This window comes from Winogradskyella sp. PC-19 (assembly GCF_002163855.1).
Taxonomy (GTDB): Bacteria; Bacteroidota; Bacteroidia; order Flavobacteriales; family Flavobacteriaceae; genus Winogradskyella.
Map to the genome: position 1 here is coordinate 1,279,093 of NZ_CP019332.1, position 20,707 is coordinate 1,299,799.

The following is a 20,707-nucleotide window of genomic DNA, read 5'->3' on the forward strand; positions in this document are numbered from 1 at the left end:
CTTTAGTTTAAATAATTTTACCATCTTTTAATGTAATAACCTGAGTGCAATTCGATGCCCATTTGTTATTTGTACTGACTACTATTAATGCCCATGGATTTGAAGCATCAGATAAAAATTTTATAATATCTGATATTTCATCCGGTTCAAAATGCTCTAATGGATCTTCTAGAATTAATAGTTTTGGTTTACCTACAATTGCTCTGGCCAAAACAATACGCTTTACAACTGTGAAAGACGTTCTTTTTCCTTCTGGATAAAGCATGGTGTCTAAACCATCTGGACTTTCTTTAATAAAAGATGTTAAACCAACTTTTTTAGCCGCTAATAACAAATCCTCCTCGTTAACATCTGTATTACCAAAAGTGATGTTTTCTCTGATTGTACCTTCAAATGGGGATTCATCTGCTAATGATAGCCCTAAATGAGATCTGTAATAGTTTAAATTAATATTCTTAATATTAGTATCATTGACATAAACCATTCCCTTTAAAGGTTCAATAATACCTGATAGCAATCTTAACAAAGTCGACTTTCCTGAGCCACTTTCTCCTTTGATTAAAATTCTACTTTTAGACTGAATGTTCAGTGATACATCCGTCAAAATATTTTGCTCTCGTGATGGTACGGCATAAGTGACCTTATCTAATTGTAAATTAAATTCATTTTCAAAATTTGGCTTGCTCCCAGTTTGGCTTTCGATTTGCTTATCTACAACTTGCCCCATTTTTTCTAAAGACGTTAATACGTCGTAAAATGGCTCTAATCCTAAGATTAATTTCTCTACAGAAGCAATGACCAGAAGGATTATAATCTCTGCAGCAACAAACTGTCCAATATTCATTTCTTGATTTAATACTAGTAGACCTCCAATAATTAATAAACCACCAGTAACCAATACCTTGAATCCTATCATTTGAATAAATTGGATGACTAGAATTTTAAAGTGACTTTCCCTCGCCTGCAGATAACCATCTACTAACTCGTCATTTTTATTTAAAGCCAGGCTAGTTTTACCTGATAACTTAAAACTAACAACGACTCTTGCCACTTCTTGAATCCAATGTGCAACTCTATACTTGTGTTTAGACTCTAAAAGACTTGTTTGCATTCCTTTTTGAGCTGTATACTTAAAAACTACGTAAATAAGAATCAGTAATAATATACCGAAAGCAATAAAAAAAGGATGGTAGAATGATAATAAGATCAGAGCAAACAAAATCTGTAATACTGCCGCTGGCACATCGACCAAAATTTTAGACAGACCTTTTTGTATCGTAAGCGTATCAAAAAAACGATTGGCCAATTCTGGTGGATAATAATTTCGTAATTCTTCCATCTTTATCTTAGGGAAACGATATGTAAACTCAAAAGAGGCTCTAGTAAAAATACGCTGCTGTATTGTTTCGATAATTCTCATTTGCATTAACTGAAGAACACCCACAAATGACACACCCAATGTTACTAATATAACGAGTACTAACCACGATGTACTTACTTGTGCCCCTTGAATTAGGTTAATAATAGCCTGAATTCCTAAAGGCAATGTCAAAGCAACTAAACCCGAAAAAATAGCATAATACAATATCTGCTTTATTGCCTTACGCTCTAATTTTAATAGTCCAACCAAGCGTTGCCAAGGCGTCATAATTTTTTTAATACTTGTCATTATTTATTTTTTATAGCGTTTATAGCTAACTCTTGAAAAAAGCTAGTTGGTGTTACTTTATTATTACAATCTGTTATTGACGTAAAGTGCTCTTTTAAAAAATGTTGATGTAATGCACCTTCTATTATTGTACTAGACGTGCTTAAAGCAAATTTATAGTTAGGGCTTATTTCCAAAATCATATCGCCAAGTCGATGAACAAGTCTTTTATACACCACGAAATAACCATCTTTATTTTCTGTGTCAACTTCTTTAGTCAAGTATGCTTTAGAATTTTCATTAATGATTATTCTATTAAGAACAACCTCATTAATGTGTGAAAAATTATTATCCTCTTTTATGGTTCTAGTAACAATTTCTATTGCTTTTTTTAGCTTCTCCTCCGAATTTGATAGGTTCATTGTAGAGAAAACTAACTGATACTCTATCCAAGCCCAATACCAAGATGTCAGATATAATAATAGCTTGTGCTTACTTTCAAAGTATCTATAAATCGAACTCTCGTTAGAACCGATTTTAGTTCCAAGTTTTTTAAATGTGAAATTATCAAAGCCAATATCATCTATTAAAACGATACTATTACCAATGATTCGTTTACCTAAATCTGAAGACTCAGGGTCTTTTAGAAAGATTTTTTCTGGCACAGAAATCTTAATGCTTGAAAGTAAATTTTTCATTATTAATTATTTTGATTGCGAAAGTAATAGTATTACTATCATTTTTAAAGTAATTAACAAATATTTAGCTATCATTCAACAGCTTAGAAAACTCTTAATAAGATGAAAAAAAGTTTATTCTCCTGTGATTACAGCCTTTTCTTTAAGCGCTTGATTAAAATCTGAACGGATAGTTAGGGCTTTATCGATATAGACTAACGCCTTTTGCTTATCTTTTTTGTGCTTATATATTTGAGCTAATCTGTAATAAGCCCATTCTTTTGGCACACCATCAGCCGCGGTATAGTTTTTAATATATTCATGTAGGCAACGTTCTCCTTTATCTAATTGCACATTATAGTCTGCAGAGACTTTACCTAATTGATAATGTAGTGCATTTCTATTGTGCTTCTCTTGGGAAGCCTCAATAGTTTTAATGGCTTTTTCAGGTTGATTATTAGACTCATAAAGATTGGCTAATTTTTCAAAACAATTAACCGAACCTCCAACAACTACGGCCTTCTTATAATATTTTTCTGCTAATTCTGGTTCGTCATCATATTCGTAGATATAACCCTTTGCCAAATAACCATCAACCTTTGATAATACTTCGAGCTCATTAGCGTATTTTAATGACTCCTTTTTGCTTCCACCTATAATTCCAGGCAAAGACATATACAGCTCTACTAAAGCCCAGCGGGTATCTATATGCTTTGGGTCAAATTCTGCAGCTTTTAAAAAAGCTTTTTTAACATCGCCAATAATTCCTAAAGCCTTAATCTTACTAACACTCAAGGCTTTCATTCCTAAAGCACCACCATATTTATAATGATAATTGGCATTGTTGCTCTCTAGTTTAGTCAACTTTTTATACTGTTCTATGGCATTATCCCATTTTTTTTGATGGCCATAGGCATCTCCCAAAAGTTCAATAGCTTTTTTATCAGAAGTATTACTTTTTACATATTTCTGCATTAAAACTTCTGCATTTTGATACTGCTTTTTATTTATAAGGATAACAGCTTGCTCTTTTGGTGCCTGACCTAAAAGCAAAAACGGAATAAATAACAAAAGAATATATAATCTCATAACTCAAACAAAAATACGACTTGTATCTATAAAACGGACGTTCTAATTTTAGATTGCTTACAGTTTTTTCACTTTTAAAATTACTAACTTCACTCACCCAAATGGCTCAGTTACCAATACTGTGTTTTTTGGAATACCTTTTGAAGGTATTTTGCTGAAAATTTTAAAATCATGAAATACTTTATCTCAATATTTATGCTCGTCTGTTTTGCTTCTTTTTCTTATGCTCAATCTAACTACTATGACACACAGTGGAAAGACGTTCAAAAACTAGAGAATGATGGCTTAAGTAAATCTGCCTCAGAATTAGTGGACAAAATCTTTACACGAGCCAAAGGCGATGAAAATACGGTTCAGAAAATAAAAGCATTATTATACCAAAGTAAATATTTGCAAATCTTGGAAGAAGATTCGCAATTAAAGATTGTAAGTAATTTTAAATCTGAAATTGAATCTAACGATATTGTTACACAACGTTTATTAGAAAATTTACTTGCAAATATATATTGGCAATATTTTAAACAGAATCGTTATAAATTTTACAACCGTTCAAAAACAGAACAAAAAGCAAGTGATGATTTTAGAACATGGGATTTAACAACACTTTTTAAAGAAATCCATACGTTTTTCGAACGCTCATTACAAAATGGACTGCTGTTACAACAAGAGCCTCTGGATAAGTATGACCTAATCTTAAATACCGTAAAAAACTCTAAAGACTATAGACCTACACTATTTGACTTTTTGAGTCAAAACGCTTTAGATTTTTACAAAACTAGTGAAAATGCCATAGCAAAGCCTGCCTACAAATTCAATATTGATGACATTAAATATAGTGATGTAAATGCTAATTTTTTGAGTTTAGAAATAACATCAAAAGATTCTGTTAACCTACAGCTGAATGCCTTAAAAATCTACCAAAACCTTTTAAGATTTCATCAAAAAGATAAAACGTCTAAAGCTTTTGTATCTGCAAATATCGAGCGTTTAAATTTTGTAAAACAGAATGCTACTTTCGGTAATCCTGAAACGGAAATCATAAAAACGTACCAATCAGAATTAAATGCCATTAAAAATAATGCTGTATCTGCTTTATATAGTTTTGAGATAGCTAGCGAACTTGTAAACCAAGCTACAAACTACAATCCGAATGCTGAAACCGATTCTGAAGCATTACGCTGGAAGAACAAAGAAGCACTATCTATTTGTGAAGAAACAATTTCTAAATTCCCTAAAAGTAATGGTGCACAAAAATGTGAGATATTAATCAAGCGCATATATCAGCCCAACCTAAGCTTAAAAACAGAGCGCTACTTACCTATTGACCAACCAGCATTAATCCAGGTCAATTACAAAAACCTTGAAAAGCTCGATTTTGATATTTTCAAAGTCAGTCTCAAACAACTAAAAAGATTCAATCGCATCTATCGAGCTGATGAAAAACAAAAATTCATCTCAAAATTACAAACGCATAAAACGTTTTCAAGTCCTCTTAAAAACGAGGATGATTATCAAAATCACAGTACCGAATTGGTGCTTCCAAATCTAGAAAATGGACTTTATATAGTGGTTGCAAAAACCAACACGTCTGTCTTTGCAACAACGGATATCCAAGTAACCGATATGGCCATGGTAGAAGCACAAGAAAATGAACACATCATATATCAAATCATTGATAGAAATAATGGCAAACCTATTGCTAATGCTAAAATTGAATTAAAGTATAGAACAAACCGAAATTACGACAGAGAACTCAGTAAAAAATTTACTACCGACCAGTATGGAAAGTTCTATTTTAAGAAAAATAATAACCGATATAATAATGTATATGCTATCGTTTCAAATGCAAATGAAACAGGAGTTTTTGGAAAATCTTATATCAATAGGTTTTATAAAAGAACCAAAAATACAGACACTAATTACAGAACTTTTATCCTAACGGACCGCAGTATTTATAGACCAGGCCAGACGGTTTACTTCAAAGGTATTTCTACTAAAACTGAATTTAAAAACCCAACAATTGTTGCTTCTGAAGAAAAAATTACAGCAACATTGCATGATGTTAATGGACAGCAATTGAGTGAATTGGAATTCACGACTAACGAATACGGTTCTTTTAGTGGGGAATTTATCTTACCAAATGGTGGATTGACAGGTAATTACTATATAAAAACAACCTCGAATATAATGGGCACATCTACCGAATATTTTTCAGTAGAAGAATACAAACGTCCTAAGTTTGAAACCAATTTTATTCCAGTTACAGAAACCTTTAAAGTTAACGATAGTGTCACCGTAAAAGGTAATGCCATCGCTTTTGCAGGAAGTAATATTACAGATGCCCAAGTTGTTTACCGTGTTAAGCGTCAAGTGCGCATGCCGCGTTGGTATTATTGGGGTCGAAACAGCTACAATTCCGAAGCCCAAGAAATTACTTTTGGGGAGTTAAAAACAAACGCTAAAGGTGAATTTGAAATCACTTTTAAAGCACTACCTGATGAAAGTGTTTCTAAAGAAAATCTGCCTGTTTTTAATTATGAAATCACCGCAGATGTGACTGATATTAATGGCGAAACACGAAGTGCTTCAACAACAGTTCGTGTGGGTTACCATGCACTTACAGCAAATATCGGCGCACCGCAGCGTATCGATAAGTCTGAAAAAGAAACGGAGTTAAGTATTACAACATCTAACCTTAATGGAGAATTTGTACCAGCAAAAGGAAGTCTAAAAATCTTTAAACTCAACGCTCCAGATTATGTATTGCGAAACAGACCTTGGCAAGCTCCCGATTATAAGCTATTGAGCGAAAATGATTTTAAAACAAAATTCCCACATTGGTCGTATGATGATGAAGTAAATGTTCAAAATTGGAAAAAAGGCAAAGCTGTTTTTGAGACTAATTTCGATACCGAAAAGTCTAAATCTATAGTCTTAAAACGCATAAAAAAATGGGGTTCTGGCACTTATATAATCGTTTTAGAAAGCAAAGATAAATTCGGTCAAACTGTAAAAGACCAAGCTTATACTTATCTATTTAGCGACGCAGACAAAACTTTAGCAGACTATAAATTATTTGATATTAGCTTAGATAAAACAGAATATAATTCTGGAGAAACTGCTGTTTTAACTTTTGGAAGTTCCGCAAAAGGAGTTAACGTTACCATAGAAATTGAAAAAGATGGAAAACTTATTGAAACCAAAATACATCAACTCAATAATTCTAAAAAAACTATAGAATTACCAATTGACAAATCTGATATTGGTGGCTTTGTTGTGCATTACAGTTTTTCTGCTTTTAATGATTTTAAAGCTGGCTCAATCACTATAAATGTACCTTATCCTAAAACTGATTTAGAAATCCAAACAAGTACGTTTAGGGATAAACTACAACCAGGACAAGATGAAACTTGGCAGTTTAAAATGAAAGGACCAAAAGGTGATAAAGTTGCAGCTGAAGTTTTAGCAAGTATGTATGATGCATCTTTAGACGAATTTAAACCACATAGCTGGAGTTTTAATCCAATTTACAGACCAAATTACAGTGTTAGATTTTATAAAAATAGCAATCAAAGTTTTGGCATCTCAAACTTTAGACGTAACAATAGTTTTGAAAGTATCCCAAGTTATCCTTATCAAGGTTTTGATAGTTTGGATTGGTTTGGGTTTTATTTTGGGAATGAACGTTTATCACGTTTGACTTATAGAAGACAGATTAATGAAAAGAATTCTAAAATAACTGGTTCTTATCTTAGTTCAATAAAAAATGACTCTATCAAGGGCATTGTTACCGATTTTTACGGAGATGCTTTACCTGGTGTAAATATTATAATTGATGGCACATCAAAGGGAACTCAAAGTGATTTTGATGGCAGATTTTCTTTAAAAGCTAAAACTGGACAAACTCTTAATTTTTCTTTTCTTGGAATGAAATCTATTTCTCATAAGATTAATAGAGACAATTTCCTCAATGTTGTTTTAGCTGAAGATTTAGGCACATTGGATGAAGTTGTAATTACAGGTTATGCAACAACCACAAAAGCAAAGTCATCTGTAAGTAGCGTTAGAGTTGAAGCTGAAATGCTTGAAGACAGACCAAATGCAGGTTTTGTTCAAACTTTATCTGGTCAAGCTCCAGGATTGGAGGTTACGGTAGATGATTCAGTACCAGGTTCAAATATAAATCCAAACAAAGCAACAGTACAAATCCGCAAAAACCTACAAGAAACAGCATTCTTCCTTCCGCAGTTACAAACAGACAAAGATGGTAATGTCAGTTTTAATTTTAAAGCACCAGAAGCTTTAACTAAATGGAAATTACAGTTACTCGCACATACAAAAACTTTAGAAAGCACTGTTTCCCAATTTGAAGCTGTAACTCAAAAAGAATTAATGGTTACACCAAATGCGCCTCGCTTTTTGCGTCAAAGCGATGAAATTGTTATTAGTACTAAAATTGCTAATCTTACTGACAAATTAATAACTGGACAAGTTCAATTAGTATTGGAGGATGTTATTACTGGAAAAGAAATATCTCAGCAATTGGTCGATTCAAATATCTCAGCAACCAAAAGTTTCTCTGTTGATGCAAAAGGCAACACACAAGCTAGTTGGACATTAAACATACCTGATAACCTACAAGCTGTACAATACAAAGTCATTGCCCAATCCGAAGATTTTAGCGATGGTGAGCAAAACGTCTTACCTGTTTTGACCAACAGAATGTTAGTTACTGAGACTTTACCAATGTGGGTACGTTCTAATCAAACGAAGACGTTTAGTCTAGATAAACTTAAGGACAATACCTCAACAACTTTAAAAAACCATAAGTTAACTTTAGAGATTACATCTAATCCAGCTTGGTATGCAGTACAAGCGTTACCCTATTTAATGGAGTATCCTTATGAGTGTAATGAGCAAACATTTAGTCGCTACTATGCAAATGCTTTGGCACAACATATTACTAAGTCTAACCCAAAGATTGAAGCTGTTTTTAACCAATGGAGACTTCGACAAGCTCAGTCCGACGCGTCAACAGATGCGTTACTGTCTAACTTGGAAAAGAACCAAGAGCTAAAATCTCTTTTAATTGAAGAAACGCCTTGGCTACGAGATGCAAAATCTGAATCTGAGCAGAAAAAACGAATTGCTTTACTATTCGATTTAAACAAAATGAACAGCGAGTTACAATCATCTATTCGCAAATTAAAAAACAATCAGCATAATTCTGGTGCTTGGCCTTGGTTTGATGGCGGACGCGACAACAGATACATTACACAGCATATTGTTTCTGGTTTTGGGCATCTAAATAAACTAGGTGTCATTCAGAACAATAGTGAAGAATCTATGATTGAAAAAGCCATTCAATATTTAGATAAAGAATTTGTAAAAGAGTATAAAAACCTTAAGAAATATAATTCAAAAATAGACCTAGACAAAGACCACTTGTCTTACACACAAATGCATTATTTATACGTTCGTAGTTTTTATCCAGAAATTAAAGTTTCAAACGAAGTCAACAAAATCATGGATTACTACAAAGGGCAAATCCAAAAATATTGGTTAAGTCGTTCGCTTTATGCAAAAGGACTAATGGCGTTGATAATGCATAGAAATAATGATAGTAAAACATCTAGTAAAATCCTTAAGTCTTTAAAAGAAAATAGTGTTACTTCAGATGAATTAGGCATGTATTGGAAAGCTAACACAGCATCTTGGTATTGGCATCAAGCACCTATTGAAACACAGGCATTGCTAATTGAAGCATTCTCTGAAGTTGGTTCTGTTATTCAGAACGAAGTGAAGAATCTAGAAACCGTTGACAATCTTAAAATCTGGTTGCTTAAAAATAAGCAAACCAACAAATGGGAAACAACCAAAGCAACTGCCGAAGCTGTTTATGCATTATTACTTCAAGGTAGCGAATGGCTTGATGTTAGTGAAGCTGTTGATGTAACAGTTGGTGACAAGGTCATTTCTCCTTCAAAATTAGAAAATGTAAAAGTTGAAGCTGGTACTGGTTATTATAAAACCTCATGGAATGGAAAAAGTATAAAACCAGAACAAGCAAAAGTTACATTATCTAAAAAAGGAGAAGGTATCGCTTGGGGTGCATTATACTGGCAATATTTTGAAGATTTAGATAAAATTACTTCTGCAGAAACACCATTAAAACTAGAGAAAAAGCTATTCTTAAAAACTAACACAGATACTGGAGAAGAAATTTCTGAAATTACAGAAAACACAAATCTAAAGGTTGGTGATTTGGTAAAAGTTCGGATAGAATTAAGAAGTGACCGTGATATGGAATTCTTACACCTAAAAGATATGCGCGCTGCAGGTTTTGAACCCATAAACGTATTATCGCAATACAAATGGCAAGATGGATTGGGTTATTATGAAAGTACAAAAGATGCTGCAACCAATTTCTTTATAGACTATTTACCAAAAGGTATTTATGTTTTTGAATACGATTTGAGAGTTAATAATGCTGGTGATATGAGTAATGGTATTACAACGATTCAGTCCATGTACGCACCTGAATTTAGCAGTCATTCTGAAGGAATTCGAGTTAAAATAAATTAGTAGTTTGTTAGTTTAAGGTTGTTGAAACGACAAAATTCGAGTGAGGTCAAAAAAATAATTTAGTACCTTACAGAATACTAACTAATAAAATTTTATAATTATGAATTCAAAAGTCTTTATGATTTTACGAATCTTACTGGGTGTTTTTGTCCTAGTTTTTGGAGTGAATAAATTTGCTGGGTTTTTACCAATGCCAGAATTAAGTGCCGATGCTGGTGCTTATTTTGGAGCACTAACAAGCGCTAAAACAATGACACTAGTTGGTGTTGTAGAAATTGTCGCTGGATTAGCTTTACTACTTAACAAATATGGTGCATTATTAACTTTAATACTAATGAGTATTTCTGTAAATGCTGTATTATTTCATGCAGTTTTAGACCCTGCAGGTATAGCTGGAGCTGCAGTACTATTAATTCTTAATATTGCTGTACTATACGGTTATAAAGACAAATACGAAGCTCTATTAAACTAAGATTATATAAAATAATGGTATAAAAAAGAGGCTTTGAAAGCCTCTTTTTTTTACTTAACACGTTTACTTATCATCGCTAATTGTCCCATATGATTTGCTTGATGCTCCATAACATGAAACCATGCCCAATGATTTGTCATTCCTCCATTTTTTTCTGCAAACCATTCATCATCTTTTTCCTTTAAAAGTTTTTTGGTTTTCTTTCTAACCTCGTCAAATATATCTAGGTAATACTTTATCGGTTTTCCTTTAAATTCTGACCTTGCCTTATCTCCTAGACTTAAAGCAGTTCCCCATTTTTCTTCCTCTTCTTTATTAAATGCTCGACCTTCAAAAGTATAGACTTGGTAATATGCTTCTGTTGCTGCTAGATGATAAATCATAGCGCCAGGTGTATTGGCATTTTCGTCCAATAAAAAATCGGTGGATGTTTGATCCATGTTTTTTACAATGCGTTCTACTCTAGCCTTTAATCCATCTAACATAGATACCATATTACCAATATCGTTAGAGTAACCTCTTGGTGGCTTTACCTCCATTTGTGCATTCGAAATTGCAAAAAGACAAACGAAAAGAATACTAAAAATAAGTTTTGAATGTTTCATTGATTGAGAATTTAGTTTACATAAATGTAAACTGAAAGAATCAATTTATCAGAGGACTTAACAACACCTTAACGAAAGACAAGGAATACTACTTTTTTGGAGGATACTTACTTAGTACTTTTTCTATAAGCTTAGCGAAGCTTTCTTCTCGTTTTTCTGGCGTGTTTCCATAATTAGAAATGGTTGTAATGGCTTGCCAAAACACACCATTTTTAGAATCGTCTACAAATTCGATACTAATTTCTCGCATAGTTCTATTTTGACCAACAGGGATACCAATAGTTACGCCACCACCAACATTACGACCTGTACCTCCAATACCAACACCAACATTACTATTTGAGTTAGAAGTCACTTCAGCAGATTGAATATCTATATTAAAACTTGGTGTTTCAGATTTTTCAAACCCCATAGATTTTAGTTTGGCGTCTAAAGCACGAAAAAGACGTTTCTCGTCTAACGGATTGAATCCAGATTTTAAATCTGAGTAATAATTATAAGTTTTGTATTTCGTGAAGTCAGTGCCCTTTTCGTAATCATAATCTACAAAAGCACCACAAGAGGTAAATAACAACAGTATTGAAAGGAATTTTAACAGTTTCATCTTTTTATTTTAAAGATACTAAAAATTGAAACTGGGTTTAAAATTTTAACTATTCCGTAAAAAGTTACTCATTTAGAATTTTCCAAAGTTTATCTTTTAATTCTTGAATACCTTGGTGTGCAACAGATGACATAAACATATAATCAATATTCAAACCTTTATCGAGTTCGACTTTAAGTTCAGCCTTTAACTCATCATCTAACAAATCAGATTTAGATACTAAAAGAAAACGTTCTTTATCTAGCATTTCCGGATTGTAGCGTCTCAACTCATCTAACAAAACCTCGTACTGTTTAGCAATATCATCTGCATCTGCAGGTACTAAAAATAGTAATATTGAATTTCGCTCAATGTGTCTTAAAAAATAATAGCCAAGACCTTTTCCTTCTGCAGCACCTTCGATAATACCAGGAATATCTGCCATTACAAAGGATTTAAAATCACGATACTCTACAATACCGAGATTTGGCTTTAACGTTGTGAACTCATAATCTGCAATCTTGGGTTTTGCTGAAGTCATTACAGACAATAAGGTTGATTTACCAGCATTTGGAAAACCTACTAAACCAACGTCTGCTAAAACTTTAAGTTCAAGAGTAATATGTCTTTCTTCTAGAGGAATACCTGGTTGTGCATAACGAGGTGTTTGGTTAGTAGAGCTTTTAAAATGCCAGTTTCCACGACCACCTTTTCCACCTTCAGCAACAATCTTTTCTTCTCCTTCTTCAGTGATTTCAAAAAGAATATCATTTGTTTCTGTATCTCTGATTACTGTTCCAAGTGGTACATCAAGATACATATCTTCTCCATCAGCACCAGTACTTCTACCAGAACTACCGTGAGAACCATGACCAGCTCTTATATGCCTTTTAAATTTAAGGTGTAAAAGCGTCCAAAGATTAGGATTACCTCTAACAATGACGTGACCTCCACGACCACCATCACCACCATCTGGACCACCTTTTTGAATATATTTTTCGCGGTGTAAATGTGCAGAGCCTTTTCCTCCGTTTCCAGAAGATACGTGCATTTTTACGTAGTCTACAAAGTTTCCTTCAGTCATGTTTTCTTGCCGCGAAAGCGGTAATCTTTAATTTATATTACGCAGAGTTTTAAGACCTTTCGACTGCGCTCAAAGTGATATAGCGATTCGATTAAAGTCTATCTAAAACCTCGCTTAACCGTTCTGTAATTTCTTCAATACTACCAACACCATCAACACCAAAATACTTTTCTTGAGCTGAATAATAGTCTTTTAATATTGCTGTTTTGTTGTAGTATTCTTTAATACGGTTACGTATAATACCTTCATCAGCATCATCTGCACGTCCACTTGTTTTTCCTCGTTCTAATAAACGTCCAACCAAGACTTCGTCTTCAACTTCTAGAGCAACCATGGCGTTAATTTGAGAATCTTTAGAGTTCATTAACACGTCTAAAGCTTCGGCCTGCGCATTTGTTCTAGGAAAACCGTCAAAAATAAAACCATTAGCATCTGCATTTTTTTCTACTTCAGCATTAAGCATATCTATAGTAACCTCATCAGGAACTAATTCGCCTTTGTCCATGTAAGACTTAGCTAAAGTTCCTAAAGCAGTTTCATTTTTTATGTTATATCTAAACACATCTCCTGTAGAAATATGTACTAGATTGTATTTGTCTTTCAAAAAATTTGCCTGTGTACCTTTGCCTGCTCCTGGAGGTCCAAATAATACAATGTTAATCATGTGTTGTGTAGTTTTTAGTTGATATACTGCTGGTAAATCACGTCCTAACCCATTATAATCCAAGCCGTAGCCAACAATAAATTTATTAGGAATATCTAAACCAACATAGTGTAATTTAAAGTCTTTTTTGTAAGCTTCTGGCTTATAAAATAACGTAGCAATAATGAGTTGCTTTACGTTTTCGTTTTTAAAAATGCGGTGCACTTCTTCAAGCGTGTTACCAGAATCGATAATATCTTCAAGAATCACTACTGTTCTGTCAGTTAAATCTTGAGTCAAACCTATTAAACGCTGAATATCTTCAGTAGACTTAACACCATCATAAGATGCTAATTTTATAAAAGTGACCTCGCAAGGATGAGGATACTTTTTTACAAAATCACTTACAAACATGAAAGAGCCGTTAAGAATACCAACAAAAATGGGCATTTCGTCCTTTAAGTCTTCTGCAATAGCATCGACCATTTGTTGAACAGTAGCTTGTATTTTCTCTTCTGAAATAAATGGTTTGAAATATAAATCCTGTAGCTTAACTAGCATGTTCTAATTTTAAAAAGGCAAAGATAATCATTTGATTGACGAATGACGATTTTTGATTTACGATTTACTAGAGTTCTCTTATTATAATGTATTTTTGTTTAAAATTTTCAAAGCTTCATAATCAGGACATGAACTACTTTTCTTCAGATTTTAAACTTGGTATTTTAGGTGGCGGACAATTGGGCAAAATGATGCTCTACGCAACTCGAAAATTTGATATTGCCACAAAGGTCATTGACTCCAACAAAAACGCACCTTCAAGGTTAGCTTGTGACGAATTTGTAACTGGCGATATTCTAGATTACGATACAGTTTTAAAATTTGGGCGTAGTGTAGATGTATTGACTTTTGAAATTGAAAACGTAAATGTTGATGCATTAGAGACTTTAGAAAATGAAGGAAAAAAAGTATTTCCGTCTTCGAAGACTTTAAGAACAATACAAAATAAAGCCACACAGAAATTATTTTACACTGATAATAACATTCCCACAGCACCATTTTCTCGATTTGCTTATGCTTCGGAAATTGAAGATGCTATTGAAAACGGTGGATTATCAATTCCGTTTGTTTGGAAAAGTGCACGATTTGGGTATGATGGTCAAGGTGTAAAAGTCATCCGAAATATTTCGGACTTAAAAGATTTACCAAATACAGAATGTATTGCCGAAGCTTTAATTCCCTTTAAAAACGAATTAGCAGTAATTGTTGCAAGAAATGAAAACGGAGAGATAAAAACATATCCTACGGTAGAAATGGAATTTCATCCCGAAGCCAACCAAGTAGAGTACGTTTTGTGCCCAGCAAGATTGCCAGATAACATCACAAAAAAAGCAGAAGATTTAGCTTTAAAAGTTGCAGACGCCTATAAACATGTTGGGCTTTTGGCTGTAGAAATGTTTTTAACTAAAGACGACAAGGTATTAGTTAATGAAGTCGCACCAAGACCTCATAATTCTGGACATTACAGTATCGAAGGAAGTTTTACTTGCCAATTTGAACAGCAATTGAGAGCCATTTTAAATTTACCGCTAGGTAAAACAGAAAGTAAAGTAGCAAGCGTTATGGTTAATCTTGTAGGTGCAGAAAATCATTCAGGAAATGTCCTCTACAAAAACATTGAAAAAATAATGGCTATGGATGGTGTAACGCCTCATATTTATGGAAAGAAACAAACACGTCCTTTCCGAAAAATGGGACACGTAACTATTATTGACAATGATATAAATCAAGCTAGAGCAATTGCTCAAGAAGTAAAAGAAACCATACAAGTTATAAGTAAATAATTATGAGTAAAGTAGCCGTAATCATGGGAAGCAAAAGCGATTTGCCAGTAATGCAAGACGCCATAGATATTTTAAAAGGTTTTGATATTGAGGTCGAAGTAGATATTGTTTCTGCACATCGTACACCAGAAAAATTATTTGATTTCAGTAAAAACGCACATAACCGAGACATCAAAGTCATTATTGCAGGCGCTGGTGGCGCAGCCCATTTACCCGGTATGGTAGCCTCATTATCACCATTACCTGTAATTGGTGTTCCTGTTAAAAGTAGCAATTCTATTGATGGCTGGGATTCTGTTTTATCTATTTTACAAATGCCTGGTGGCGTGCCAGTCGCAACAGTTGCTCTAAATGGAGCGAAAAATGCTGGTATTTTAGCGGCCCAGATATTAGGAACTGCAGACAATTGTGTTTTGGACAAAGTAAAAGTTTACAAAGAAGGCTTAAAGGCCAAAGTCATTGATTCTGCTAAAGATTTAAAATAAGATTCCTTTTACTCCAGACAACAAATATAAATTTATGAGTATCCTAAATAAACCCTTCAATACCTCATACAATACGGCTCCATTTTCTGAAATAAAAAATGAAGACTTCTTACCTGCATTTAAAACAGCTATAAAAAAAGCTAAAGCAGAAATCGATGCGATTGTAAAAAACTCTGAAGCACCAAGTTTTGAAAATACAATTGAAGCTTTGGATTATTCAGGTGAAGAATTGGATAGACTTTCGAGTATATTTTTTAATCTTAATTCTGCAGAAACAAATGATGCTATTCAAAAAACAGCACAAGAGGTTTCTCCATTACTATCCGAGTTCAGTAATGATATTACATTAAACGAGGATTTATTTAAACGTGTAAAAACTGTTTACGATTCTAAAACTGGTTTGGAGCTAACTACTGAACAGGAAACACTTCTTGATAAGAAATACAAAAGCTTTTCAAGAAACGGTGCAAACCTAGCAGATAATAAAAAAGATAAACTCCGTGAGATAGATAAAGAGTTAAGTCAATTAAAATTAAAATTTGGTGAACATATTTTAGCAGAAACGAATAAGTTTGAAATGCTTCATACTAATGAAGCTGACCTTTCTGGTTTGCCTGACAGCGCTAAAGAAGCAGCAAAACAATTAGCAGAAAGCAAAGGAAAAGATGGTTGGTTAATCACATTAGATTACCCAAGTTACATCCCTTTTATGACGTATGCAGATAATCGCGAATTAAGAAAAAAGTTATCTAAAGCTTTTGGGAGCAAAGGCTTTAAGGGAGATAATTTAGATAATCAAGATATTGTACTAAAAATCGCAAACCTCAGAAATGAACGCGCAAAATTATTAGGCTACAAAACACATGCTCATTTTGTTTTGGAAGAGCGCATGGCAGAAACACCAAATAATGTACAGAATTTCCTTAACGAATTACTAGAAAAAGCAAAACCTGCTGCAAAAAACGAATTCAAAAATCTCGAAGATTTTGCTAAAGAAATCAATGATATTGACCAGTTGCAAAAATGGGATTCGGGATATTATTCAGAAAAACTAAAGCAAAAATTATTCAGTTTAGATGATGAGCAATTAAAACCATATTTCAAGCTAGAAAATGTAATCAATGGTGCATTTACTGTGGCGCAGAAATTATTTGGATTACAATTCGAAGAAATTGATACAATTGATAAATACCATGAAGATGTCTTGACTTACAAAGTTATTGACGATTCTGGTGATTTAGTTTCTATTTTTTATGCAGATTTCTTTCCAAGATCTGGCAAGCGTAATGGCGCTTGGATGACTTCTTTTAAGCCACAAATGATTAAAGATGGCCGTAATCATCGTCCACATATATCAATAGTATGCAACTTTACCAAACCTACTCCTACAAAACCTTCGTTACTTACATTTAATGAAGTCACTACCTTGTTTCACGAGTTTGGACACGCACTTCATGGTATGTTAGCAAATACAACATATCCAAGTCTATCTGGCACTAACGTATATTGGGATTTTGTAGAATTACCAAGTCAGATTTTAGAAAATTGGTGTTACGAAGAAGAAACATTAAAATTGTTTGCAACACATTACAAGACTGGAGAGATTATTCCAATGGATTTAATAGAAAAAATAAAAGCATCATCTACCTTTCATGAAGGTATGCAGACACTTCGTCAATTAAGTTTTGGAATGCTAGATATGGCTTGGCATGGTAATGAATCACCGCAAGACATTAAATCTGTAAAAGATTTTGAAACCAAAGCTTTTGCAGGAACAAATTTGTATCCAGAAGTAAAAGAAAGTTGTATGAGTACAGCGTTTGCACACATTTTTCAAGGTGGTTATTCGTCAGGATATTATAGTTACAAATGGGCAGAAGTTTTAGATGCTGATGCTTTTGAATATTTTAAAGAAGAAGGTATTTTTAATAAAACGGTTGCAAATAAATTTAAAACATTTGTACTATCTCAAGGTGGTACTGAAAACCCAATGTTATTATACAAACGTTTTAGAGGTCAAGAACCTAAACCCGAAGCTTTACTTAGACGAGCTGGATTGATAAAATAATTTAATCCACCACTTTAATAACATCACAAGGTTCTTTATAGACTCTTCTATTACCTATTGAATCAAAACACTTTTTAAACGGTGCTTTATCAAACCAATCTAGTGGGTCTTTTTTCATTTTCTTAAATGTGGGTAATATGCCTTGATCTAGTCGTTTTATAACAGAACTATGGATATTTATCTTACCATTATTGTAATTCTCTCCATTTTCAATAAGGTATAAAGGTATATCACGATTTCTTCTCCTATAGAAAAAGCCTAAAAAATTATCTTCAGAATCATGGATTTTTGCATTAATGTGATTCTCAGTAACAGGAGAATCATTAAACAGATTATAAGTCTTTAACTCATTATCATCCAATTTAATGACACATAAGATATTTCTGGACTATCGGTATATCCACCACCAACATCGCTATGAGCTCCAGAAAACCAAACCTCTTTTACAACATCATCTAAGGTTTTATTTCGTCTTAACTTTATATTATTACAACTTGATAAAATCGGTGTAAATATTTGTGCTCTATTATCATCAAGTGCAACAGCATGAAAAACTTTATTAACATTTACATATTGGTTAAGATGACTGTTATTAGGGTTGCAAAATTTTTCTTTATAATCTGGTGCAGCTAAAGCCTCGACATTATCAAATAGACCTAAAACCTCAATATCGACTTTAGGCATTCTTGTAATTGTTTGATTATTTTTAAGCTCCCATTTTTTTATAACCTTTCCTACATTACGTTGCCTTTCGGTATGTGTTCTGTTTTGTCGATAAGCAGTGTATATTTTTTTTATAAGACGCATTTGCTTAACACTATCTACATGCTTTTCTAATTTAATCATACCAGCGGTATAAATAAAATCTGTTAGAACCTGACAAGTAAAAGCACCTCTGCTAAAGCCAAATAAATGAATTCTATCGCCTCGTTGTTTTTTGTAGCGTTTCATCAAAAAGTCATAAGCCTCAACAACATCTCTTTTGACACCAACACCAAATGCCATGCCTGAAATCTTGAAATCTTTTCCTCCTCCAACACCAACTGTGTAAAAAGAATCTAAACTATCACTTTGTTTAGCAAGTAATCGCAATTTGTTAATATTTGTATTGTCCTTGGGTGTATTTGCTGTTCCATCAATAAATATTAAAATATCCTTCGGAGCGTCAGAATTTAGATTTGGAGTTACTAACGGTGCAGTAGATTTACAGCCAAAAATCAACAAACAAACGACTGCATATATACTTTTTTTACAATACTCTTTTAATGTAGAAATCATAGATTTACAACTATTAATGCTCTAATTTATAAAAAGGAATTGAAAAACAAACTTTCAATAATTATTGAAAGTTTAAAAATTATTGTATATTTGTACTATGGAATACAAAGAAGCAAAAGAAAAGTTCATAAGTACCTGGGGAAGTTTAGGTACACTTTGGGGTATCAATAAAGCGATGGCCCAGATACAAGCTTTACTTTTTATATCCACCAAACCTTTGTCGATGGAAGACATAATGGAGGAGTTAAAAATCTCTCGTGGAAATACGAGTATGAATTTACGCCAATTAATGGATTGGGGTATTGTTACCAAAGTATTAGTTTCTGGTGAACGCAAGGAATTTTTTACTACTGAAAAAGATGTGCAAGAATTAGCTAGAGTTATTGCTAAGGAACGTAGTCGTAGAGAAATCAAACCTGTTATAAAAGTTCTTGACGAAGTCTCATCAATAAAAGATGATGGTACAGAAAAAACTAAAGAATTAATTAAACAAACAAAAGCATTGCATAACCTAACCAAAGATGCCGATGCAATGATTAATAAATTAATGGACCAGAAACGGAACTGGTTAACAAAATCAGTTTTTAAACTACTGAAATAAGAATATATTTTTTTAAATCTAACTTTCAATATTTTCTGAAAGTTTAAAATATTAGAAATTATGAAAATTATTTACTACCTAAACAAATTCACATTTTACACAACTCTGTTATTATACATAACACTATTCTTAGGCTTATACTCACAAATAGTTTTAGGAGTTCTACAAGTTATAAGTGCATTGATATTGTTTTTATACTGGAAAAAATTTAATCAGAAAATAAAAGAACAATTATACCTCTATTGGCTTATTGCAATTATATATGGTGTTTGTTGGTTGTTTGACTGGAAAGGTTTTAACGATTCATTTATAATGATTTTTGGCATAATCATTCTACCAATGAGCATTGCTACTTACTTCTTCTATATTCTAAATAAGATTAAAAATATAGAATTATGAAAAGCTACTACAGAGATAATAAATTGATGACACTAGTACTACTAGGGATTTCACTAACGTTTTGGGGCGCCATGTTTGCGCTACCTATTCTGGGTCTATATCAATTAGGTATCACTTTTAAGTATAACACAAATAGAGATAAGCTTAAAAAAGCTAGTAAAAAAAGATTAAACTTTTATCTAGTTAGCCTAATTACTTTAATAATAACAACTATCGTAATGAACAATATTAGAGATATGGAATTAGGTATAATGACAATGTGGTTTTTATGCGGTTTCATTTTAGCACTTATACATTTAAGTATCTCCTATAAAATCAAACACCAAAATGAATTATAACATCATCACATATTTTATCTACTTACCAATCATTTGTTTTGTAATGATAAAAATTGGCTGGCTATTTTATAAAAATGGTGAAGTTTTTTTACTAAATCTTTTAGACAACAAAGAGCTAGTAAAAAGCATTAACAACTTACTTCTCATTGGGTATTATTTAACCAACATCGGATACGCTATAATAACAATTGCCTACTGGGAACGAGTTGATTCTGTTTTTCAACTTATAAATACACTATCGTATACATTAGGAAAAATAATACTGCTTTTAGCCTTTATGCATTACAACAATATATTCTGGCTGAAGT

17 protein-coding genes are annotated in these 20,707 nt (G+C 32.8%); 8 read left to right on the forward strand and 9 right to left on the reverse strand.

The annotated features are described in order from the left end of the window. Positions 1–7 precede the first annotated feature (7 nt). The 3 genes from BTO05_RS06010 to BTO05_RS06020 all read right to left on the reverse strand — a co-directional run bounded on the left by BTO05_RS06010 (position 8) and on the right by BTO05_RS06020 (position 3,414). Complete coding sequence (locus BTO05_RS06010) at positions 8–1,669, reverse strand: peptidase domain-containing ABC transporter (RefSeq protein WP_087491793.1); 1,662 nt, start codon at positions 1,667–1,669, stop codon at positions 8–10. Beyond that, positions 1,669–2,346 (reverse strand): TetR/AcrR family transcriptional regulator, encoded by a 678-nt coding sequence (locus tag BTO05_RS06015; RefSeq protein WP_087491794.1) that lies wholly within the window; start codon positions 2,344–2,346, stop codon positions 1,669–1,671. The genes BTO05_RS06010 and BTO05_RS06015 overlap by 1 nt, the downstream gene beginning before the upstream one ends. Positions 2,347–2,460: 114 nt before the next feature. Then, on the reverse strand, positions 2,461–3,414 hold the full coding sequence (locus BTO05_RS06020; protein WP_087491795.1) for a tetratricopeptide repeat protein: 954 nt from the start codon (positions 3,412–3,414) through the stop codon (positions 2,461–2,463). 171 nt (positions 3,415–3,585) lie between these two features. On the opposite strand from BTO05_RS06020, the gene BTO05_RS06025 reads away from it, so the two are divergent. Both BTO05_RS06025 and BTO05_RS06030 read left to right on the forward strand, forming a co-directional pair. Beyond that, positions 3,586–9,999: an alpha-2-macroglobulin family protein gene (locus BTO05_RS06025; RefSeq protein ID WP_232459788.1), complete on the forward strand. Its 6,414-nt coding sequence runs from the start codon at positions 3,586–3,588 to the stop codon at positions 9,997–9,999. A gap of 100 nt (positions 10,000–10,099) precedes the next feature. Continuing rightward, the gene (locus BTO05_RS06030; RefSeq protein WP_087491796.1) at positions 10,100–10,471 is read left to right on the forward strand and encodes a DoxX family membrane protein; all 372 of its coding nucleotides are present in this window, start codon (positions 10,100–10,102) and stop codon (positions 10,469–10,471) included. A gap of 50 nt (positions 10,472–10,521) precedes the next feature. On the opposite strand, the gene BTO05_RS06035 is transcribed toward BTO05_RS06030, so the two are convergent. From BTO05_RS06035 to BTO05_RS06050, 4 genes are all read right to left on the reverse strand, one after another. Beyond that, entirely contained in the window at positions 10,522–11,076 is a 555-nt protein-coding gene (locus BTO05_RS06035; protein WP_087491797.1) for a DUF664 domain-containing protein, read from the reverse strand. 88 nt (positions 11,077–11,164) lie between these two features. Further along, positions 11,165–11,680 carry a DUF4136 domain-containing protein gene (locus BTO05_RS06040; protein WP_087491798.1) on the reverse strand — a complete coding sequence of 172 codons (516 nt, stop codon included), beginning with the start codon at positions 11,678–11,680 and terminating at the stop codon, positions 11,165–11,167. A gap of 64 nt (positions 11,681–11,744) precedes the next feature. After that, positions 11,745–12,743 carry a GTPase ObgE gene (obgE, locus tag BTO05_RS06045; RefSeq protein WP_087491799.1) on the reverse strand — a complete coding sequence of 333 codons (999 nt, stop codon included), beginning with the start codon at positions 12,741–12,743 and terminating at the stop codon, positions 11,745–11,747. Positions 12,744–12,834: 91 nt separating this feature from the next. Further along, positions 12,835–13,947, reverse strand: a complete 1,113-nt coding sequence (locus BTO05_RS06050; protein WP_087491800.1) for an adenylate kinase — start codon at positions 13,945–13,947, stop codon at positions 12,835–12,837. Positions 13,948–14,075: 128 nt separating this feature from the next. Here BTO05_RS06050 and BTO05_RS06055 point away from each other — a divergent pair, with 128 nt between their 5' ends. Genes BTO05_RS06055 through BTO05_RS06065 form a run of 3 tightly spaced genes read left to right on the forward strand, consistent with a single transcriptional unit; the run spans position 14,076 to position 17,783 of the window. Then, positions 14,076–15,230, forward strand: coding sequence for a 5-(carboxyamino)imidazole ribonucleotide synthase (locus BTO05_RS06055; protein ID WP_087491801.1), 1,155 nt, complete (start codon positions 14,076–14,078; stop codon positions 15,228–15,230). Between the two features lie 2 nt (positions 15,231–15,232). Next, positions 15,233–15,715 (forward strand): 5-(carboxyamino)imidazole ribonucleotide mutase, encoded by a 483-nt coding sequence (gene purE / locus BTO05_RS06060; protein ID WP_087491802.1) that lies wholly within the window; start codon positions 15,233–15,235, stop codon positions 15,713–15,715. 34 nt (positions 15,716–15,749) lie between these two features. Then, entirely contained in the window at positions 15,750–17,783 is a 2,034-nt protein-coding gene (locus tag BTO05_RS06065) for a M3 family metallopeptidase (RefSeq protein ID WP_087491803.1), read from the forward strand. A 1-nt stretch (position 17,784) separates the two neighbouring features. On the opposite strand, the gene BTO05_RS06070 is transcribed toward BTO05_RS06065, so the two are convergent. Together BTO05_RS06070 and BTO05_RS06075 are read right to left on the reverse strand one after the other, a co-directional pair. After that, positions 17,785–18,144, reverse strand: coding sequence for a hypothetical protein (locus BTO05_RS06070; protein ID WP_087491804.1), 360 nt, complete (start codon positions 18,142–18,144; stop codon positions 17,785–17,787). Then, positions 18,126–19,061: a T6SS phospholipase effector Tle1-like catalytic domain-containing protein gene (locus tag BTO05_RS06075; RefSeq protein WP_087491805.1), complete on the reverse strand. Its 936-nt coding sequence runs from the start codon at positions 19,059–19,061 to the stop codon at positions 18,126–18,128. The genes BTO05_RS06070 and BTO05_RS06075 overlap by 19 nt, the downstream gene beginning before the upstream one ends. A 97-nt stretch (positions 19,062–19,158) precedes the next feature. Between BTO05_RS06075 and BTO05_RS06080 the strand changes: the two genes are divergently transcribed. The 3 genes from BTO05_RS06080 to BTO05_RS06090 are packed head-to-tail and all read left to right on the forward strand — an operon-like array spanning position 19,159 to position 20,399. Then, on the forward strand, positions 19,159–19,662 hold the full coding sequence (locus BTO05_RS06080) for a GbsR/MarR family transcriptional regulator (RefSeq protein ID WP_087491806.1): 504 nt from the start codon (positions 19,159–19,161) through the stop codon (positions 19,660–19,662). Positions 19,663–19,722: 60 nt separating this feature from the next. Then, a complete protein-coding gene (locus BTO05_RS06085) occupies positions 19,723–20,061 on the forward strand; it encodes a hypothetical protein (protein WP_087491807.1) in 339 nt (112 codons plus the stop codon). Next, positions 20,058–20,399, forward strand: coding sequence for a hypothetical protein (locus BTO05_RS06090; protein ID WP_087491808.1), 342 nt, complete (start codon positions 20,058–20,060; stop codon positions 20,397–20,399). Before BTO05_RS06085 ends, BTO05_RS06090 begins: the two co-directional genes overlap by 4 nt. Positions 20,400–20,707: the final 308 nt, after the last annotated feature.

Coding starts and splice junctions, on each gene's coding strand:
- BTO05_RS06040 (WP_087491798.1), bottom strand. CDS start 11,680: ATGAAACTGTTAAAATTCCTTTCAATACTGTTGTTATTTACCTCTTGT.
- BTO05_RS06075 (WP_087491805.1), bottom strand. CDS start 19,061: ATGATTTCTACATTAAAAGAGTATTGTAAAAAAAGTATATATGCAGTC.
- BTO05_RS06020 (WP_087491795.1), bottom strand. CDS start 3,414: ATGAGATTATATATTCTTTTGTTATTTATTCCGTTTTTGCTTTTAGGT.
- BTO05_RS06050 (WP_087491800.1), bottom strand. CDS start 13,947: ATGCTAGTTAAGCTACAGGATTTATATTTCAAACCATTTATTTCAGAA.
- BTO05_RS06030 (WP_087491796.1), top strand. CDS start 10,100: ATGAATTCAAAAGTCTTTATGATTTTACGAATCTTACTGGGTGTTTTT.
- BTO05_RS06015 (WP_087491794.1), bottom strand. CDS start 2,346: ATGAAAAATTTACTTTCAAGCATTAAGATTTCTGTGCCAGAAAAAATC.
- BTO05_RS06085 (WP_087491807.1), top strand. CDS start 19,723: ATGAAAATTATTTACTACCTAAACAAATTCACATTTTACACAACTCTG.
- BTO05_RS06080 (WP_087491806.1), top strand. CDS start 19,159: ATGGAATACAAAGAAGCAAAAGAAAAGTTCATAAGTACCTGGGGAAGT.
- purE (WP_087491802.1), top strand. CDS start 15,233: ATGAGTAAAGTAGCCGTAATCATGGGAAGCAAAAGCGATTTGCCAGTA.
- BTO05_RS06065 (WP_087491803.1), top strand. CDS start 15,750: ATGAGTATCCTAAATAAACCCTTCAATACCTCATACAATACGGCTCCA.
- BTO05_RS06035 (WP_087491797.1), bottom strand. CDS start 11,076: ATGAAACATTCAAAACTTATTTTTAGTATTCTTTTCGTTTGTCTTTTT.
- obgE (WP_087491799.1), bottom strand. CDS start 12,743: ATGACTGAAGGAAACTTTGTAGACTACGTAAAAATGCACGTATCTTCT.
- BTO05_RS06055 (WP_087491801.1), top strand. CDS start 14,076: ATGAACTACTTTTCTTCAGATTTTAAACTTGGTATTTTAGGTGGCGGA.
- BTO05_RS06025 (WP_232459788.1), top strand. CDS start 3,586: ATGAAATACTTTATCTCAATATTTATGCTCGTCTGTTTTGCTTCTTTT.
- BTO05_RS06090 (WP_087491808.1), top strand. CDS start 20,058: ATGAAAAGCTACTACAGAGATAATAAATTGATGACACTAGTACTACTA.
- BTO05_RS06010 (WP_087491793.1), bottom strand. CDS start 1,669: ATGACAAGTATTAAAAAAATTATGACGCCTTGGCAACGCTTGGTTGGA.